Genomic DNA, 18163 nt, shown 5'->3' on the forward strand with positions numbered 1-18163 from the left:
AATAAGTAAAGCTTTACAATCACCTTCTGATGCAGAAAAAAGACAATTTCCCAACCCGTGGAACTAATTTAATCACGTTAACTTGTTCGCCTTTTTATTGGACCTGGCTTCAGACGCCCGAGTATGCCATGAAGCCCCCATCGACCGGTACCGTAATTCCTGTGACAAAGCCCGAATAGGATTCATCAACGAGCCAAAGCAAGGTACCAAGTAAATCTTCCGGCTGCCCGAAACGCTTCATGGGTGTTGAAGTAATGATTTTATCAGACCTTGCCGTCAGGCTGCCATCTTCATTAAGTAAAAGATCCCGATTTTGCTTCGTCAAAAAGAATCCTGGAGCAATGGCATTCACCCGTAAACCTTCTTCGGCAAAATGAACAGCCATCCACATGGTAAAATTATTTATCGAAGCTTTGGCAGCACTATATGCTGGTACTTTAGTCATTGGAGCGTAGGCGCTCATGGAAGATACATTTACGATAACTGGTGCTTCCACTTGCAATAATTCTTTTCCAAAAACCTGACTTGCCAAAAATGTACCGGTGAAATTACTGGCAAAAACTTGGGAGAAACCATCTTCATCCAGATCAAAAAATGATTTTCCTTCTGCTTCTTCCCCATATTTCTCTGGAGCTGTAATGGCATCAGGATGATTGCCTCCCGCTCCATTTATCAATAGATCCACTCTTCCGAACGTTTCTATTATTCTCCCTCTTGCATCCTCCAATGAGGTTCTATTCAAAACATCTGCCGCGATTGATATCGCAGTCCCCCCTGCTTGTTCAATCAGGCCGACCACTTCTTGCCCTTTTTCTGCCGTTCTGTTCAATATAGCTATCTTGACACCATGACGTGCCAATTCCACAGCCATTTTGGAACATAAAACACCGCTGCCTCCAGTGATCACTGCCACCCTGTTCGTTAAGTTTTCATGGATGGGAATCATGATTCCCCACCTGATTTACCAGCTTCATATGCATCCCATAATCCGAGCAAATACATGATTCCCAATGCTCGGTCATATAAACCGTAACCTGGGCGGCACTCTTCACCCCATATATGGCGGCCATGATCCGGTCTGACATAACCAGTATAATTTTGCTTATTCAATTCTTCCACGACGCCCTGTATATTGATGGATCCATCCTGGGTATGATGGGATGTTTCCACAAAGTCACCATTTTCATAAATCTTCACATTTCTTATATGGGAGAAAGGCGAACGGTTTGCATACTTTTTAGCCACTTGGACCATATCATTTTCAGGGTTTGCCCCCATCGAGCCTGTACACATGGTGAACGCATTCGACGGTGAATCCGAAATCGAGATCAGTTTTTCATAGCTTGACTCTCCGGTGATGATTCTTGGCAAGCCAAAAATGGACCATGGCGGATCATCCGGGTGTATTGCCATTTTTATACCGCAAGCCTCGGCAACAGGTAATATTTCCTTTAGGAATATTTCAAGATTCGCCCACAGCTGCTCTTCGTCCACAGTTTTGTATGCTTCGAATAATTCAGAGATTTGATCCATCTTTTCTGGTTCCCAACCTGGTAAAGTTAAATCTGAGGCTTCCGTTACCGTACGAATTAAATCTTGTGGATCTAACGTATCAACTTTCGCCTTTTCATAAAACAGGGCAGTTGAACCATCTTCCAAAGGATGGAACATTTCAGTCCGAGTCCAATCAAAGATCGGCATGAAGTTATAACAAATGACCTTCACTCCTGCTTCCGAAAGATTCCGGATCGTCTCTTTGTATTTCTATATATATATCATACGATCTTCGTTACCCAATTTAATCGATTCATGGACATTTACACTTTCTACGACATCCGTGTGAAAACCAAATGATTGGATATACTCGATTTCTTTTTTAATTTCTTCCTTTTCCCATACCTCACCAACAGGTTTTTGGTGTAGTGCCCAGACAATCCCTTTCACTCCGGGAATCTGTTTAATGTGCTCCAATGTAACAGTATCATTGTCTTTCCCGTACCATCTAAATGTAATGTTCATCATGCACCTCCATCATTCCGCAATTTTCTGCATGTATTTTTTGCTTAACTCCACTGCGGCCTCATAGCCGCCATTCTGATAGGCTTTGTTCAAGTCACTGCCGATACCGATTGCTACCGCGCCTGCATTAAGCCAGTCCTTCATGTTATCTAAATTAATTCCGCCGGTTGGCATGATCCTTACATTGGGCAGTGGACCATTAACCGACTTGATGAAAGAAGGTTCGAAATGGTTTGCCGGAAATAACTTTAAAACATCACAACCTGCTTCCAATGATGTAGCCATTTCTCTAATTGTCATGCAACCAGGCATATAGGGAACGCCGTATCGATTACAAAGTTCGGCTACGGCATTGACAAAATAGGGACTGACGATAAAATTGGCGCCAGCTAAAATCGCATGTCGTGCCGTTTCAGAATCAAGTACGGAGCCTGCCCCTAAGAGTGCTTCCGTATTTTGCAGTTCTTTGAAAGCTTCTTCAATTCCCGGTGTTGTATAAGTCAATTCGATTGCCCGAACACCGCCTTCCACAGCAGCTTTAGAAAGCTGTGCCGCCTCCTTTGCATCCTGTCCCCGGATAACAGCTACAACTTTCGTTTCCGTTATTCGATGTATGATTGAGTGTTTATCCATGATCCCTACCCCCTTAATTAAAAACGATGATCGCTTTTCGAACTTGTTCGGGATGATTTTCAACAAAATTAAATGCTTCCTGGATATCATCGAGCGAAAATGTATGGGTGACTAAACCTTCATGTCTGAGTTTGCCTTCATTCAAAAGTTTAACCACTTTTGGAAACTGGTTCGTTTGCAATCTAGATCCTTTCACTGATACTTCCTTTTTAGTGATCGGCAGCTGGGAAACCGCTGAAGGACGTTCATCAAAACCGAGTACGACAATCCGCCCCGCCGTTGACACGACATCGAAGGACAATTCAAATGTCATCGGCAAGCATACTGCATCAATGACGACGTTGGCACCTTCTCCATTCGTCCATTCTTCCACTCGTTTTTGAACATCTTCCTTTCCCGCATGGACAGTGATATCAGCGCCGCTTTCTTTAGCGAATTCCAAACGTTCATCACTTAAATCCGTTATCATCACTGAGGCCCCTTGAAGCTTTGCCATCTTTAATATGCAAATTCCAATAGGCCCAGCTCCCTGGATAAGCACGGTTTCCCCTTCCTCCACTTCGCCTCTCCAAACGGCCTGTGCGCCAATTGTGTATGGCTCAGCCAAAACTATTTCTTCCCAGGCTAAAGCGGAATCCACAACATGTAATTGTTTCTCGGGAAGGACGAACCATTCCCTCAACCCACCATCTTCATGCACACCAAAAACGGAAAGTTTTTCACAAACATTTTGGCGACCTTTGCGGCAGGCGTAACACTCCCCGCAATAACTGATGGGCTCAATCACAACGTGATCACCAACTTTTATGCCCGAAACGCCTAGACCTATCTCCACAACTTCTCCCGCTACTTCATGCCCAACGACCCGAGGCAAAGTTGCAAGGGGATTGGTACCATGGTAAATATGCATATCCGATCCGCAAATCCCGACGCTTTTTACTTTTACAAGGACATCCGTCGAGTTCGAAATCTGGGGTTTTTCCACTTCTTGAATGATAAGTTCATGAGCTTTACGTACTTGAACCGCTTTCATTTCCCCACCTGCTTTGTAAGAAATTCGTAAACACTTGATGCTATCGTAATACCTTGTTTCAGGTTTTTTTCTTCATTGATTTGTTCAATCTCACCCGGTACATAAACGCGATCGAACCCTGAAGCAGGTTCAACCTGTTGCAGCTCTTCGATCATTCGATCCATTTGCTCTAGAAATATATCAGTATCAGTAAAGAACGAAGGATTAATTACGCAAAAATAATGTCCCAGCTTCCGTTTCTTATCAAGATCGTCATACATTTTCCCAATGTGCGGGCCAAATGCAGCACCGGCCAATAATCCAGAAAACACATCTACAATTACGGATAGACCATAGCCTTTCGGGCCTCCGAAAGTGGAAAGGGAAACGACTTTATTCGGGTCTGTGACCGTAGCTCCATTTTCATCCACTCCCCATCCTTCAGGGATTTCCTTTCCCTCTTCACGTGCCTGGAGGATTTTCCCCAGTGCAACATTGGATGTTGCCATATCAAGAATAAAGGGTTTCTTCGTTTTGGCAGGAACTCCGTAAGCGATTGGGTTGGTACCAAGAAATGATGTTTTTCCTCCGAACGGGACCACGATTTTATCAGTATGTGACATCGCGATGCCAATCAACTTTGCATCGGCAGCTTTTTGAACGAAATAGCTTAGTGCTCCGCAATGGCTGCTATTAAAAACAGTCACCATGCCCACGCCATTATCTCTGGCCATTTCGATTGCATGGTCCATGGCCACGTCGCTGATCACATGCCCAAAACCATCATCTCCATCAACCACACCGGTAACGGGCCCTGTCTTTTGAAAGGAAATCTGTGCATCGGGATTTATGCCTCCTGCCTGTAAACGGTTCACATAATGCTCTGTTCGCAAAACACCATGAGAATTGACATTTCTGAGATCGGCATGAACCAATACTTCCGCGATTTTCCCGGCATTTTCTTCATTTAAACCCACGTTTGTCAGCTGTTGTATGACTAATCTTTTTGCTTCCTCGGCTTGAATCGTAACTGTTGCCATTTCCTTCCCTCATTTCTTTCAGTCATCTTTCTATAACGGCCTCTTTCTGTATGAATGGCATTACTTCATCCAAATATGGTAATCCTTCATTGTCCCCTGCAACAGTTGTGACAAGAGCTCCTACACCATTTGCGAATGTCATTCTTTCTTCAATTGATAAGCCATGTAGATATCCGTAAATATAACCGGCATCATAACCATCTCCCGCACCAACAGTATCTACAGGTATAACTGGGAAGGCGTCTTTTTCATGCCATTCATTTTTGGTATAAAGTTTTGAACCATGTTTACCGTCCTTGATGACAAGCTGATCAATATCATTCACCTTTGCGAATTCCGCCAATGATTCTTTAGAGTCAGTTCCGATGATCAATCTTATTTCATCTAAACCTGTAAGCAAAATATCAACATATGGAAAAATATTATAATAAACTGATCTTGCTTCCCCGATGGACCATAGCTTTAAGCGGATATTCGGATCAAAAGAAACAGGTATATTTTTTTGTTTCGCAATGTCCATTACCCTCATGGCAATATCCACATTTTTGGGATCTATAGCCAAAAATACTCCAGTAAGGTGGACTATATCAATCTCTTCAAACATCTTTTCAGTTATATCTTCCGGTTTTAAAGTTAAAATGGGTGATTGATAGCGGTAATAAAATGTCTTTCCGGAACCATCCTCCCTGATTTCTTTAAAGTTAAGGGATGTTGGATATCCATCTACATAGGCAACATCACTCATGTCCACGCCTTCCCCACGAGCGAAATTATAGATAACTCTGCCGAACTCGTCCTTGCCTAAACGGCTTATCCATTTTGCCCGCATGCCTAGCCTTGCACAGCCAATTGCAAAATTCAGTTCAGCGCCTCCTACTTTTCGCTCAAAACGGGTTACGAATCTTAAAGGTCCTGTTTCTTCCGGATTTAGCGTAATCATGGCGTCGCCCAGCGTTAAAACACCATATTTTGATGACAATACAGTACCTCCTTCTTTCGAACAATCACAAATAAAAAGAAAAACATTTGATCATATCACTTTTTGCTAAATCGATTTAGTTAATTACTAAACCGGTTTGGTAAATCATAAGGAAATTGTAAATGAAAACCCTACCAAAAACAATAGAAAAGTTTGATAATTTGTAATTTTATTTTTATTTGCTATTTTTATATTATATTCCAGCTAAATTTACAATATTAAGGGAAATCAGAAGGAATTATTTCTTCCCTCTTTTTTTATGATTAATAGTTTCTCATTTTTCATCCAAGGGCTTTTCAATCAAATTTTACTCTTTGCTATTAATTTGGAGAAAGTTGTATAATATATCAATTGTTAAATAAGTTTGAAAGGTTGTTTGGAATGAGTTTTTTGAAAATATACATCTTACTTACCGGAATAATGATAACTTGGGGGTTAAATGTCTCAGTTATTAAAATTTTAGTTGCGCATACGCAGCCCGTAACAATCACTTCATTGAGAATTTTCACTGCTTCTCTTGTCGTCATCCTTATCCTTTTCTTCTTTGGATTAATACGTCTTCCTAAAAAAAGTGAACTTTTTTACGTTTTTGGAGGAGCACTTTTGAGTGTCGTTTTTCATCATTATTTTTTAGCTGAGGGATTGACGAAGACTTCCGCTTCGAATGCTGGACTGATTTTGGGCATGGGGCCAATATTGACTGTCATCTTGACCATGATATTCTTTCGTAAAAAGCCCACTTTAATCCGGCTTCTTGGCTTTATATGCGGTGCTCTGGGCGTGAGTTTTACCGTTATGGCAGGAAGTGGAGGACTTCATTCTATTAATCTGGGAGATGTGGATATTTTACTTTCCATTCTTTCACAGGCATTGAGTTTCATACTCATTAATAAAGCCTCAAAAACCATGGATCCACGATTACTAACCGGCTACATGATGCTGATCGGGTCATTTATTCTTTTTGCCATCAGCTTATGGAAGGAACCAGAGGGCTTATCTTCATTGGCAACGGCACCGCCATCCATCTGGGGGGCTTTCTTGTTCTCAGCGATTTTTGCCACTGCCCTCGGGCACATGAGCTATAATTATGCCATTGGTAAGGTAGGCGCAGCCGAATCATCGATATTTCTTAACTTAAACACCTTATTCTCTTTGTTAGGTGCAGCATTTTTCCTTAATGAAGCCATTGTTCCTGCACATTTCATTGGACTTATCTTCATTGTTTCAGGAGTATTGCTTGGCTCCGGTGCAATAGAAATATGGATTCTTCAACGGAAAAATAAACGCATATCTTCATAACGGCTACAGCAAAACCTGACTTTCTTTAAAAAATAAAGGCCCTATGACACTACCATCTTTAAAAAATGGCTTAGCACTGTCACAGGGTCTTATTATTCCCCCCCTCTCCAATTCCTTCATACTCCTTTAGATTCTGCTTTAACATAAAAGTTTAAAAAACTCCACCCGAAGCTTTTAAAGTCTCATTAAATATATTCAATTATTACCGATATATAAAACATGGTTAATATATAACACGGGGAAGGAATAAACAAAGATGAATAAACTCAGTACGAAAATAGGTTTTGTTCTTTTAACAGGCATGGTAATTACATTAATTGGAAGTTTACTATTGATGTATAAGAGTACAAATGATACGGTTGAGAAAACAATCGCTATGAGCAGCTTAGACATCGCAAGCAACATCGCCCAAGGAATAAATCCAACATCTTATGCCGATTTTTTAAGTAATCAATCCGAAACCTCTACATATTGGGAGATACGCGAACAGTTAGACGATTATAAACAAAAAACTGGAGCATTATATGTATATACATTGGGGATTGATGAAAGCAGCGAAAAAGTACATATTCTTATAGATGGAATGGGGAAGGAAGATAAAAAAGCATCTCCCATTTTAACCCCCACAACCGCAACTTCATATCAGGATGTAGAAAGCGTCATGAGGGGAAAGGTTTCTACCACTTCCATCGTTCAGGATTCTGAATATGGTGACTATTTATCCGTTTTTGTCCCCATAAAGAAAGGGGACGAAGTCATTGGAATACTAGGGGTGGATATTGATGCCAGTAAAGTCGATGCTACGGCCAGCAAAGTACTGGGTGGCATCCTTCCCCTGATGATAATAATCAATGTAATTTTAATGGCAATCGTAGTGGGTGCATTAATATGGTTCTTGACTAGAAAGTTAAGCCCCCTTCTCAAGGTCAGCATGGCTGCAAAGGAAATTTCAAATGGAAATTTATTAACAGCCAATAAACTGATTAGCAACACAAGGGTTAAGGGGAACGACGAAATCAAGGTTTTAGTGAAATCCTTTGAAGAAATGATCACCAATACAACTATGATCGTCAACTCCATGAAAAGCTCGTCATTCCAGCTATTGGAGTCATCAAGTGATATCGAACACAAAATCAAAGAAATGGATACTTCCACACAATATATCGTTAAAGGCATTCAGCAAGTTGCAGGAGCTGCGGAAGTACAATTGCACAGAAGTGAAGAATCATCGAGGGTCATCGAGGAAATGACCATAGGAATACAAAAAATTGCCGAAGCTTCTTCAGAAGTCAGCGAACAGACAAATCATGTTTCAGCTAGAATGTCCATTGGAAATAAAGATATAAATGAACTCTCAAATCAAATTCTGCAAGTAAAAGATGTTATGCTGCAAACAAGTTCAGAAATTAAGAAATTGGACGAACAAGCAAATGAGATTGTGAATATTGTACATTTAATTACGGGAATTGCCGAGCAAACAAACCTGCTGTCATTAAATGCGGCCATTGAAGCTGCTAGAGCCGGTGAACAGGGTAAAGGTTTTGCAGTGGTATCGAACGAGGTACGGAAATTGGCAGTGGGTACGAAGGAATCTGCGATCAATATACAAGAGTCCCTACTTCATTTTAAATCCATCATAAATGAATCAGTGAAAATGATGGAAACTGGAACTAAAGAGGTGGAGGAAGGGACAAAATTTGTCCTGAATACAAGAGAAACATTTAAACAGACCATAAAATCTTTTGAGCATGTTAGTGATCAGATTCAAGAAATATCCGCCATTACAGAGCAAATGGCAGCAAGTTCTCAAGAAATCAATGCTTCGATAGAAGATTTTGCAGGGTTAACAAGGGAAACGGCAGTGGCTTCAAAGCAAGTGGCCCAATCAACCGATCAACAAGCGAAATCCATGGAGGACATCTCCTTCTCAACGTCTTCGATGGTAAAGCTCGCTAATGACCTGGAAACATCTGTTGAACAGTTTAACGCGTAATAAGCTTGAACTACATTCTATTACTATATCAAGAAAGGGATTTTGCTATTAATGCAAAATCCCTTTTTTATTTACTTAGTTGATTTTAGCTTCAAATCACCTTCATAAGGTATATGTTCAACTGTTATCGTTATATCTTTGCCTTCTTTATCTTTACCGATTCGTTTATAAGTGAATTTATTTTCATTAAGCTCCGTAAGTTCAAGAACTGCACCATACTTATTTTCCCCTTGTGAAACATGGGCTCTAATCTTATTTCCATGTACAACATCGTAATAACCGTAATCACCACGGCTTTCACCGGTTTTAGCATCAAAAAATTCATACTTATTTGTTTTATCATCATATTTTGCCAGACCTAAATAATTCGAGTTATAGCTTGATACATCATTTCCCTTTTCATCCAATGCCACTGTACCTTTCCATGTGGTGCTTGATAAAATTTTGTCTCCATCAACGTCTGTAACTACATCTCCTGTGTAAGTTTCCAAATTTTTGTCTGGATCAGTAAAGGAAAGTTCTGTTTTAGTATAAGGAATATGATCGACAAACACTTCTACGTCGTTCCCATCTGCATCTTTGCCCATTCTTTTATAAGTAAACATATCCTTATTCAGTTCAGTTATTTCAACAACGGCTTGGTAACCCATCGATTCTGAAATTAACACTCGCATCTTCCCATTGGTAATAAAGAAAGTTCCCTTATCACCACGACTTTCTTTTGTATTTTTATCAAAAAATTCATATCTCGATGTTTCATCGTCATATTTCGCGAGACCAATAAAGTTAGCATTCTCCTTTGTTAAGTCATTATTATTCTTATCATAAACTTTTGTTCCTTGCCAATTCGTGCTAGTAAGAATTTTAGTCATTTCCTCTCCTGCGGTTAACTTATTTTCTTGTTTACTCTGTTTTGCAGTTTGTTCCTGCTTTTGAGCACTATTATTGTCTTGTGCGTTTGTGTTACATCCTGTTATGGCCAATGTTAACCCAAGTAGTAAAGCTGATGAAATTTTTGCTTTTTTATTCATTTCTTTACGTCTCCTCATCATATTGTGTTTTTTTTGTAGTGCAATTGATATTACAAATTGAAAGTATAGCGATCTGGTTATTTTGCTCCTGCCGTAAGTAAAATTTGTTCGATTTCCTTAAACCCTTTCTCGCGGGCATGTTGTAAAGGGGTCATACTACTATTATCGGGGATGTTGACATCTGCCCCATAATCTATTAGCAATTGCACTGTTTGCTGCTGTTTTCCATCACCATCATTCAAAATGATAGCTTCTAGCAAAGCGGTCCAACCGAGATCATTCACATGATTCACTTCAATATCAGTTTTAGTAAGAAGTTCTTTAATAACCTCTACATAACCATGTTCAGAAGCAGGGATTAAAGCCGTTCCTCCATAACGGTTGGTTATAGTGGGGTCTGCACCCGCTTCAATCGCAACTTTAAGTATTTCTATATAACCTTCAGCACCGGCATACAAGAAGGGGCTATTTTTCATGTCATCCTGTATGTTGACGTCTGCACCCGCTTCAATAAGGATTTTTGCCGTCTCTACATCATTGTTATAAGTCGCAATCATAGTGGCGGTTCGCCCTTCTGAGTCCTGTGCATTTATATCTGCACCTTGCTCAATCAAGCTTCTTATTCTTTCCGTTTCTTTACGTTCTACAGCTTGAATCAATTGTTCATTCATTCCCTTTCCTGTCTCCTTTTCTTGTTTATTTAGCACTACTTCATAAGTCAAGACACAGCCTTGAAGGATGAAAAGGCTTCCGATGACAATCTTTAGCCGTCTCCACATGAAACACACCATCCTTTCCCTGTATGTACTTCACAGCTGCAAAAGGATTTCCCGTCTTTCTTATGTAGCAAATCGACATGTTCTTTAGGTTCCATGATGTTTTTTTCTCCCTTTTATTTTTAGTTGCTTACTTATTCCGTCTTCATAATGTTAATGCTTAACCTTAAACTCCCTCTAAACAATTTCTTAAAAAATGATTAACTTATTAATAAAATTTCTTAATGTTTATAAAAAAAACCGCCACCTTCGTGACGGGTCATTAACATGCTATTTAAACATTAAAGCGATACCCTGCTCCCCAAACGGTTTCCAAAAATTTGGGATGTGCAGGATTTCTTTCGATTTTTTCACGTAGCTTCCTGATATGGACGGTGACAGTCGAAACATCTGCAGCCGATTCCAATCCCCAAATATTTTCATAAAGCTGCTCTTTGCTTAATACTTGATTCGGATGCATGACAAAAAACACTAAAGTATCGAATTCCTTTGTTGTAAACGGGACCACTTCTCCGTTTATGTGAACTCTGCGTGCTGACTTATCTATTGAAATTCCATGAACATAGATTGAGTTAGATTTGGGGTGACTTCCTGATAAACGTTCATACCGCGCTATATGCGCTTTCACTCTTGCAACTAGTTCACTTGGACTAAATGGCTTTGTAATATAATCATCTGCCCCTAGACCAAGCCCCCGGATTTTATCGATATCTTCCTTTTTGGCGGATACAAGCAAAATCGGGATATTCTTGACAGCACGTATTTGTTTGCATATCTCAAATCCATTCAACCCTGGAAGCATGATATCCAAAATGATTAAATGATAATTTCCTTGAAGGGCCTGTTGGAGACCTGCATCACCAGTATGTTGAATATCGACACTAAAATCATTAATTTCCAAATAGTCCCTTTGCAATTCAGCAATACTGACTTCGTCTTCAATAAGTAATATCTTTTTCACATTTCCTCACCTTTCTTTATGGAAAAAAAGACACTTGTACCTTTTCCTATCTCGCTAGTAGCCCAAATATCTCCACCATGCTCGCCGATAATTTTTTTTGCAATCGCAAGTCCTAAACCACTTCCACCTGTCCGGGAATTTCTAGATTCCTCAGCACGATAAAAGCGGTTAAATATATAAGGCAGAGCAGAAGATTCTATTCCATAGCCATTATCCGTTACTTGTACAACAACATCATATAGTCCTTCATGCAGAGAAATGGAAATGTGTTTTTCATCTTTATTCATATACTTTACACAATTGCTGATCAGGTTGGCCAATACGCGTTTCAGTTTCTCTCTATCCGCTGTCACGTATATCGGTTTATTCACCTGATGAAGTTCAATCTGGATTCCTAGTTGAAGTAAATCCAGTTGAAGTTCTTCTACGTAGTCTTTTAAATACTTATCTAATCTGACCGTTTCAAAAGTAAATGGTTCTTTTTTCAAATCCAACTTGGAAAATAAAAATAATTCATCTATCAATGAATCCATATCTCTTGCTTTTAGGTATACAGTCGATAAATACTTGTCCATTTTCTGTGGGGTGTTTGCTACTCCGTCTTTAATCCCCTCAACATATCCCATAATCGAAGTGATCGGTGTCTTCAAATCATGGGAAATATTAGAGAGAAGCTCTTTGCGATTTTCCTCATACTGAAGCTGAATGTTTACGGACTCTTTTAACTTTTTTCTCATTTCCTCAAACGCTCTATTCAATTGTCCGATTTCATCATTCGAAGTCGCTTTGATTTCAAAGTTTAAATCTCCTGATTTTATCCGCTCTGCGCCTACTTTAAGAATTGAGATCGGTTTGATGATGCTACGTGAAACTAAATAATTTAATAGTCCAATAATCATTACAAACAGTAATAACAATAGAGCGAATAAAATGGGAAAGAGCTCTCGAGTCAGCTCGGCATATGAACTTGCCTTTCTCAATACAAAAATGCTTCCTTCACTTTTATCCGAAAAATAATAATCAAACTTCACATAAGTGAAAAAAGCGTCTTTCATTTTGATTGTGTCCCGCGTATTGATGTTCGTTTCTTCGAACTTGGGAAGTGATTGTAACAAGCCTAGCTTATCTAGTGTTTGAGACGCATACTCAATGTTTTTACCTTTTCTAACGACAATCTTTATATCTCCATGTTCAATCTTCTTCAGCTGTTCTTCGTTTAGAAGCTGCTCAGGGTTACTTTTGGCCAAAAGCTTTAAATCGAGGAACACACTTTCCTCTACTGCAGTCAAAGGTTTTTGGAGATAAGATTTTTTGTATAAATGCTCTATCGCTTTTACATCACCTGTTATCGCAAAAATAAGTAAAAATCCAGCTGCTAAAAACAAAGTGATGGAAATAAGAATTACGCCAACGTAGGACAACAGAAACCTCATTTTAATTGACAAATATTTTCACCCCGTATCGATCTTTCGTTTACTCTTTTATAGAAAAGTTGTTTATCTACTGTTCTTGCATAAAAAAATGTTTCCCACGATAACTTTTCTTAGTATTTAAAGAAACATATCACACAAATCTTAAAATTTTCTAAAATACACAGAAAAAATCCTGATTTTTCATCAAATTCAAAAAGACCTGTCAATATCTACTGACTGGTCTAATCTGGTTAATGAAGTTTTTACGGAATAACACTTCTGTAAATATCATAATCATCCAAGTTTATCGCTAACTTTTTTCTTTACTGGCATCCAAATTTCGCTATATACATTTTCCGATGTACCATTGTGCTTTGTAAAAGAAATTCCAGGTATATCTGCTACTTCATAATCTGAAGAAGGCAACCATTCAGAATAAATTTTTGCGGTAGTTTCTTGAAGCGTAGCAGGAAATGGTCCTTGATTAGGGAAAATTGCCCATAAACTTTCTTCAATAGAAATTTGCTCTAAATCATCGAATGGATTTTCTTTTGTAGTTGCAAAACCAATCATATGAGTTAAGTAGCCTTTTTCTTCCAAGAAACCATCATCAAAATCATAAGATACATTCAAGACTTGATGAGGATATAAATCAGCTAATTGATGCATTTCTTTTCTTTGTTGTTCGGTAATTGACTGGGCTAGTTCTAAGATAGCATTATTTTCACCTTCGAATTGAATTGGCACTCTTTTCGATACACCTACTATATTAAACTTCTCTTTTTTTTCAATTTTGAATTCCATGGATATTCCTCCTCTTATATCTATAAAGAATGAAAATTTGGGAAATGATTTTTGAATTTTGTTTTTAGCTACTTCTGAAGGTAAAAAACCACTCCATCCACGAAAGGCTCTTGAAAATCCTTCTATAGATTGATAGCCATATTTATAAGCAATATCTGTCACTTTTGCTCCGTTTATTAATTCAACATTCGCAACTGATAATCTCCTATTTTTGATATACTCATTCAATGACATTCCAGCCATATACGAAAACATTCTTTTAAAATGATAATCAGATAGCCCTACAATATTTGATATATCTTTTCCAGAGATTTCTTCCGTTAAATGTGTTTCGATGTAATCCATTAAATTATTGAATTCTTGTAACATTCATTTCCCTCCTTTACAAATACATATTATCGTTAAAATTTATTACTCACTCGATATTTTTTATACGGAATTTATCGGAACTTGTCTTCCATTATTATTATAGTCACTTAAACAATCATTTCATAACATTCTTTATTAGTCATCTATGTCGTCAAATAGCTATTAAACGTACTCAACTTGTCTTAAACGAATATCATTATTGGTATCAGAGACATTATTCATTAGCACATCCACTGCAAGCTCAAATCTTAGCTGATGATAGTTGAACAATGTATGACCTTCTAGGTATTTCGTAGAAATACCATAGAAGCGATTGAGCCATCGTTAGAGTGATAGCTATTGAATTTTGGATATGGTAGATTCCTTTGACACGTTTCTCCAGTTTTGAACACATACTGTTGAATATGATGCTTCTTTGCAAGTAGTTTATAACCTCTAAGAGCATCGGAACAAAGAACAAAATCTGTTCCTAGCCGATTACCTAAATGGAGTTCTAAGATATCTTTTGTAGGTTTTCCACGTCCAATGACTTTATAGAATGTATTTTTCTCTCGATCACTAGCAATCAGCACACAGATTTGTTCAGTGGAAAGACCTCTTTTTTTAGCACTTCCACCACGTTTTCGAGAAGATCGGTGTGTTGGGATTGCCCCTTTTTGTGATTCTAAAAAATAGGTTTCGTCAACTTCTACGATTTCATTTAGTTCCTCTGCATTGATTTGTGCAAGGGCTGTTAGGATTTTATGTCTCCAGTAGAATAGAGTGACGTAATGAACGCTAATTTCTTTGGCACTATCACGCAAGCTCATACCATCAATCAAGCATGATAAAAAGTCAATCCATTTTTCAGATTTTCGACAATGATAGAGAGGCGTATCAGCAGTTTCCGTAAATGTTTTATCACAACATTTGCATTTATAACGTTGACGATCCTGTGCAGTTTTACCAAAGCGAACAATTTCATCCATTCCACAGTAAATGCAGCGAAATCCTTTATTAGCTTTCCGTTCATTCACTTCATGAAATATGGATTTTGATTTAAATAATGGTGTAATGGTAGTTTTTAACCACGCAAATACACGCTCCTTACCAAATTGGTCTAAGCGTTCAATATCAGTACGAATCTATCAAGCCATTGAAACCACCCCATAAAATTGAAGCATCTATACAATTATCACAGAACGTAAGTTCTCATTTTTCAAATATCAACACATTAGTTTCTATTTGCCCAGAGTTTGTGAGCCATAGAGAAAAAGCGAACGTCCCCATAAGGAAAGTCCGCTTTTTACAAATTTCAAAAAAAGTTCACCTGTTCTTCTCATTAATTTGGTGAAACGATCATTTGGTCATCCAATCTAATATCGTCAATCGACCAAAACCAATTATTTTTCGCATTATGCATTCTCCATTGTAATTTCATAGAAGAAGCATCTTCAGGAACCTTAATCGATTTAACTTCATACTTATTCAAAACATGTCCATTTTTATTATCCGAAGCAGCTTTATTGTCATAAACGAGAACTTGTTGTTTTTCCCCATTATCAAAGACAGCAGTTACTTCAGCTGTTTGCGTTCCTTCTTGTTTATAGTGGGATGCAAACCCTAGGTATAAATCTTTTGCATCATCAACTTTTACAGAAGGTGAAGTTAAAGTACTATCAAAAAAGCCTTTTGCTGCTGGTGAACCGTTATCATCCCATTCATCAGGATCCGCTACTGCTATAACACCTTGACCAAGTTCAAATTTGTTACGCTCCTGGTCTTCTGCTTTTGTCCAAAAGTCCTTTGTTGTGAAGCTCCAACCTTGCCACTCTTCTGTACCAGCTGGCATATTCGAGCTATTTGTAACCGACCAGCCATTAGGAGCTGTATGGCTCCACCCGAGAATGGAACTTGGAATGTTTTCATTCACTGCTGGCTTTAATGCAGACTCTAATTGGTCAAAACTTTCTCCAAGCATCATGTTGACGAATACATTTATATTCTTGGAGCCAATTATTTGGCCTCCCTCGTAAGCAGTAATCTTAAATTGTGATGAACCCGAAATCTCCTTGCTAGGTGTAGCTTTTATTGGCAACATTTTTTCTTCAGTTCCTGATAGCTCATACTCAAGTTCATTGTGCTCCACACTCCAACCTTCTGGTGCATCAACTTTAATTTTCCCTTTCACACTTTTACTTCCATAATTTTTCATCTTCACTTGGAGTGCAGTCGATTCACCATCCGTTACTAAAGCAGGAGAAGCTTGTGCCGAGACCATTTCCAGGGCTTTTGTCTGACCATCAGCCAGTAACACCCTTTTACTGCTATTGTTAAATGAATCTAGTGCTTGTACCTTAATTTCATAATCAGTACCTGGCTTAAGTCCAGCAACTGGGAACTCTAAATTCTTTGGCACAGGGTCATAATAGAATTCAGAAAATGCGGTGAAATCTGCGTCCAGCTCCCCTGTTTCCTTGTTTTTGGCGGTAATGTGATAAGAATGTACGAGTGCGTTATCTTTTGCCTGTGGAAATGTTACATTTAAACTTCTTAGTGTCGATTTTTCTTCTACAATCGAAGCCTTGTCTTTAACTGCAAAAACCGGTGGTAACTGATCTCGATCGTCTGTATATTTAAATATATTTTTTTTAGAAGGATTTTTTATTACCCATGGTTTTCCAGTCCAATCGTCTTTATGAAAGTCACGTTTTTTAATGACAACTTCATTATTATAAACTTCTACAATCATTCCCTGACTAATATCCCGATATCCTTCTGGATGGAACCCTTGAAGTTTGCCTGGCTCCAATTCCAAATAACTAACAGAAGACGTGCCAACTGACGTAAAGTCTTTTTGATGAATCGTTCTAGGGTCTTCAAGTGGATAATGAGAATGGCCTGAAAATGTAATAACCTGTGGATGTTTCTTTAAAGTATCATATAAAAGTTCTTTATTTTCCTGAGTTCCCCACAAGTCACTTCCATACACAGTGTCTTTAATGTGTTGATGAAGAAAAACAAAGATTGGTTGGTCCGGATTTTCTTTTTCTGCTGCAGCTAATTTTTCACCTAGCCAGTTAATTTGATTAACAGAATATAAACCATGCGTATTACCATTTTCCGGACTTAACGTAATAAAATCATATCCATTTACTTTTTTATGATAGTAAAGAGAATCCATTCCTGTTTTCTCGAGAAAACGATCTTGTGCCTTTTCAACGGAAAGTCCATTCCAATAATCATGGTTCCCCATTGTAAACATGGATTGGACATCACCTTGTTTCTTCTCATTATAAATGGAGAAGAACTTATCGTATTCAGAAGCGTATCCATAGTCCGTTAAATCCCCAACGACAACAAAAGCATCCTGTCTAGGCGCAGCTTTATTTAATTGATCCATGGCTGTTCTGAACTTGTTCATATCAGCTGTTGATCCATCATCAATATGTACATCACTGATTACTGGAAAAACGAGCTCTGGTTTACGTTTATTATCTGAATTTGAAGATTCCGAGAATGCTTGTACACTTGATAAAGAAGTTGTTAATCCTACCGTTACAACTGTCAGCATCGCTGCAAATTTATATTTCCCTTTCAAAATCAATACCTCCTATTTATCGTTTAGCTAATTATGTATTTTTTTAACAGATCGACAAATATCCTCCTTGTTTATAAATTTTTATGGTGTTTACCAATTAAAATAGTAACTTTACATTATTAATAAAATATAAAACCAATGTAATTTATATATTAATAAATCAAATAAAACTATGTCCAGTATTCGTTCCATTCACTTTTGTCTCGTTTTTGGTATTGATTTTCCTTTTCTTAATGGGAATGGGGTACTATCCCT

Annotated in this window: 14 protein-coding genes and 1 pseudogene; 2 read left to right on the plus strand and 13 right to left on the minus strand. The window is 38.2% G+C overall.

Features of this window, described 5'->3' with window-relative positions; genetic code table 11:
- Window positions 1-109: 109 nt before the first annotated feature.
- From ABC374_RS12705 to ABC374_RS12730, 6 genes and pseudogenes are all read right to left on the minus strand, one after another.
- On the minus strand, window positions 110-946 hold the full coding sequence (locus ABC374_RS12705; protein ID WP_350298973.1) for an SDR family oxidoreductase: 837 nt from the start codon (window positions 944-946) through the stop codon (window positions 110-112).
- Window positions 943-2019: pseudogene (gene uxuA / locus ABC374_RS12710) on the minus strand (mannonate dehydratase). Before uxuA ends, ABC374_RS12705 begins: the two are co-directional and overlap by 4 nt.
- Window positions 2020-2031: 12 nt before the next feature.
- Window positions 2032-2652, minus strand: coding sequence for a bifunctional 2-keto-4-hydroxyglutarate aldolase/2-keto-3-deoxy-6-phosphogluconate aldolase (locus tag ABC374_RS12715; RefSeq protein WP_350298975.1), 621 nt, complete (start codon window positions 2650-2652; stop codon window positions 2032-2034).
- Between the two features lie 13 nt (window positions 2653-2665).
- Entirely contained in the window at window positions 2666-3685 is a 1020-nt protein-coding gene (locus ABC374_RS12720; RefSeq protein WP_413018127.1) for a zinc-binding alcohol dehydrogenase family protein, read from the minus strand.
- Complete coding sequence (gene allD, locus ABC374_RS12725) at window positions 3682-4704, minus strand: ureidoglycolate dehydrogenase (protein WP_350298977.1); 1023 nt, start codon at window positions 4702-4704, stop codon at window positions 3682-3684. The genes ABC374_RS12720 and allD overlap by 4 nt, the downstream gene beginning before the upstream one ends.
- Window positions 4705-4726: 22 nt before the next feature.
- Complete coding sequence (locus ABC374_RS12730; RefSeq protein WP_413018129.1) at window positions 4727-5683, minus strand: sugar kinase; 957 nt, start codon at window positions 5681-5683, stop codon at window positions 4727-4729.
- A 381-nt stretch (window positions 5684-6064) separates the two neighbouring features.
- Here ABC374_RS12730 and ABC374_RS12735 point away from each other — a divergent pair, with 381 nt between their 5' ends.
- Window positions 6065-6982 carry a DMT family transporter gene (locus ABC374_RS12735; protein WP_413018131.1) on the plus strand — a complete coding sequence of 306 codons (918 nt, stop codon included), beginning with the start codon at window positions 6065-6067 and terminating at the stop codon, window positions 6980-6982.
- A 256-nt stretch (window positions 6983-7238) separates the two neighbouring features.
- Window positions 7239-8975 (plus strand): methyl-accepting chemotaxis protein, encoded by a 1737-nt coding sequence (locus ABC374_RS12740; protein ID WP_413018133.1) that lies wholly within the window; start codon window positions 7239-7241, stop codon window positions 8973-8975.
- Between the two features lie 71 nt (window positions 8976-9046).
- Here the strand turns inward: ABC374_RS12740 and ABC374_RS12745 are convergent, their stop codons facing one another.
- From ABC374_RS12745 to ABC374_RS12775, 7 genes are all read right to left on the minus strand, one after another.
- Window positions 9047-10006, minus strand: coding sequence for a DUF4822 domain-containing protein (locus ABC374_RS12745; RefSeq protein ID WP_413018135.1), 960 nt, complete (start codon window positions 10004-10006; stop codon window positions 9047-9049).
- 77 nt (window positions 10007-10083) lie between these two features.
- Window positions 10084-10785 carry an ankyrin repeat domain-containing protein gene (locus ABC374_RS12750; protein WP_413018137.1) on the minus strand — a complete coding sequence of 234 codons (702 nt, stop codon included), beginning with the start codon at window positions 10783-10785 and terminating at the stop codon, window positions 10084-10086.
- Window positions 10786-11056: 271 nt separating this feature from the next.
- Window positions 11057-11743 carry a response regulator transcription factor gene (locus ABC374_RS12755; RefSeq protein WP_101225055.1) on the minus strand — a complete coding sequence of 229 codons (687 nt, stop codon included), beginning with the start codon at window positions 11741-11743 and terminating at the stop codon, window positions 11057-11059.
- On the minus strand, window positions 11740-13188 hold the full coding sequence (locus tag ABC374_RS12760) for a sensor histidine kinase (protein WP_413018140.1): 1449 nt from the start codon (window positions 13186-13188) through the stop codon (window positions 11740-11742). The genes ABC374_RS12755 and ABC374_RS12760 overlap by 4 nt, the downstream gene beginning before the upstream one ends.
- 261 nt (window positions 13189-13449) lie before the next feature.
- On the minus strand, window positions 13450-14328 hold the full coding sequence (locus ABC374_RS12765; protein ID WP_350298983.1) for an AraC family transcriptional regulator: 879 nt from the start codon (window positions 14326-14328) through the stop codon (window positions 13450-13452).
- A 281-nt stretch (window positions 14329-14609) separates the two neighbouring features.
- Window positions 14610-15344, minus strand: a complete 735-nt coding sequence (locus ABC374_RS12770) for an IS1595 family transposase (protein WP_459564381.1) — start codon at window positions 15342-15344, stop codon at window positions 14610-14612.
- Window positions 15345-15649: 305 nt separating this feature from the next.
- On the minus strand, window positions 15650-17908 hold the full coding sequence (locus ABC374_RS12775; RefSeq protein ID WP_413018144.1) for a metallophosphoesterase: 2259 nt from the start codon (window positions 17906-17908) through the stop codon (window positions 15650-15652).
- Window positions 17909-18163 lie beyond the last annotated feature (255 nt).

It is taken from the genome of Peribacillus phoenicis, from assembly GCF_047238085.1.
Classification (GTDB): Bacteria; Bacillota; Bacilli; order Bacillales; family DSM-1321; genus Peribacillus.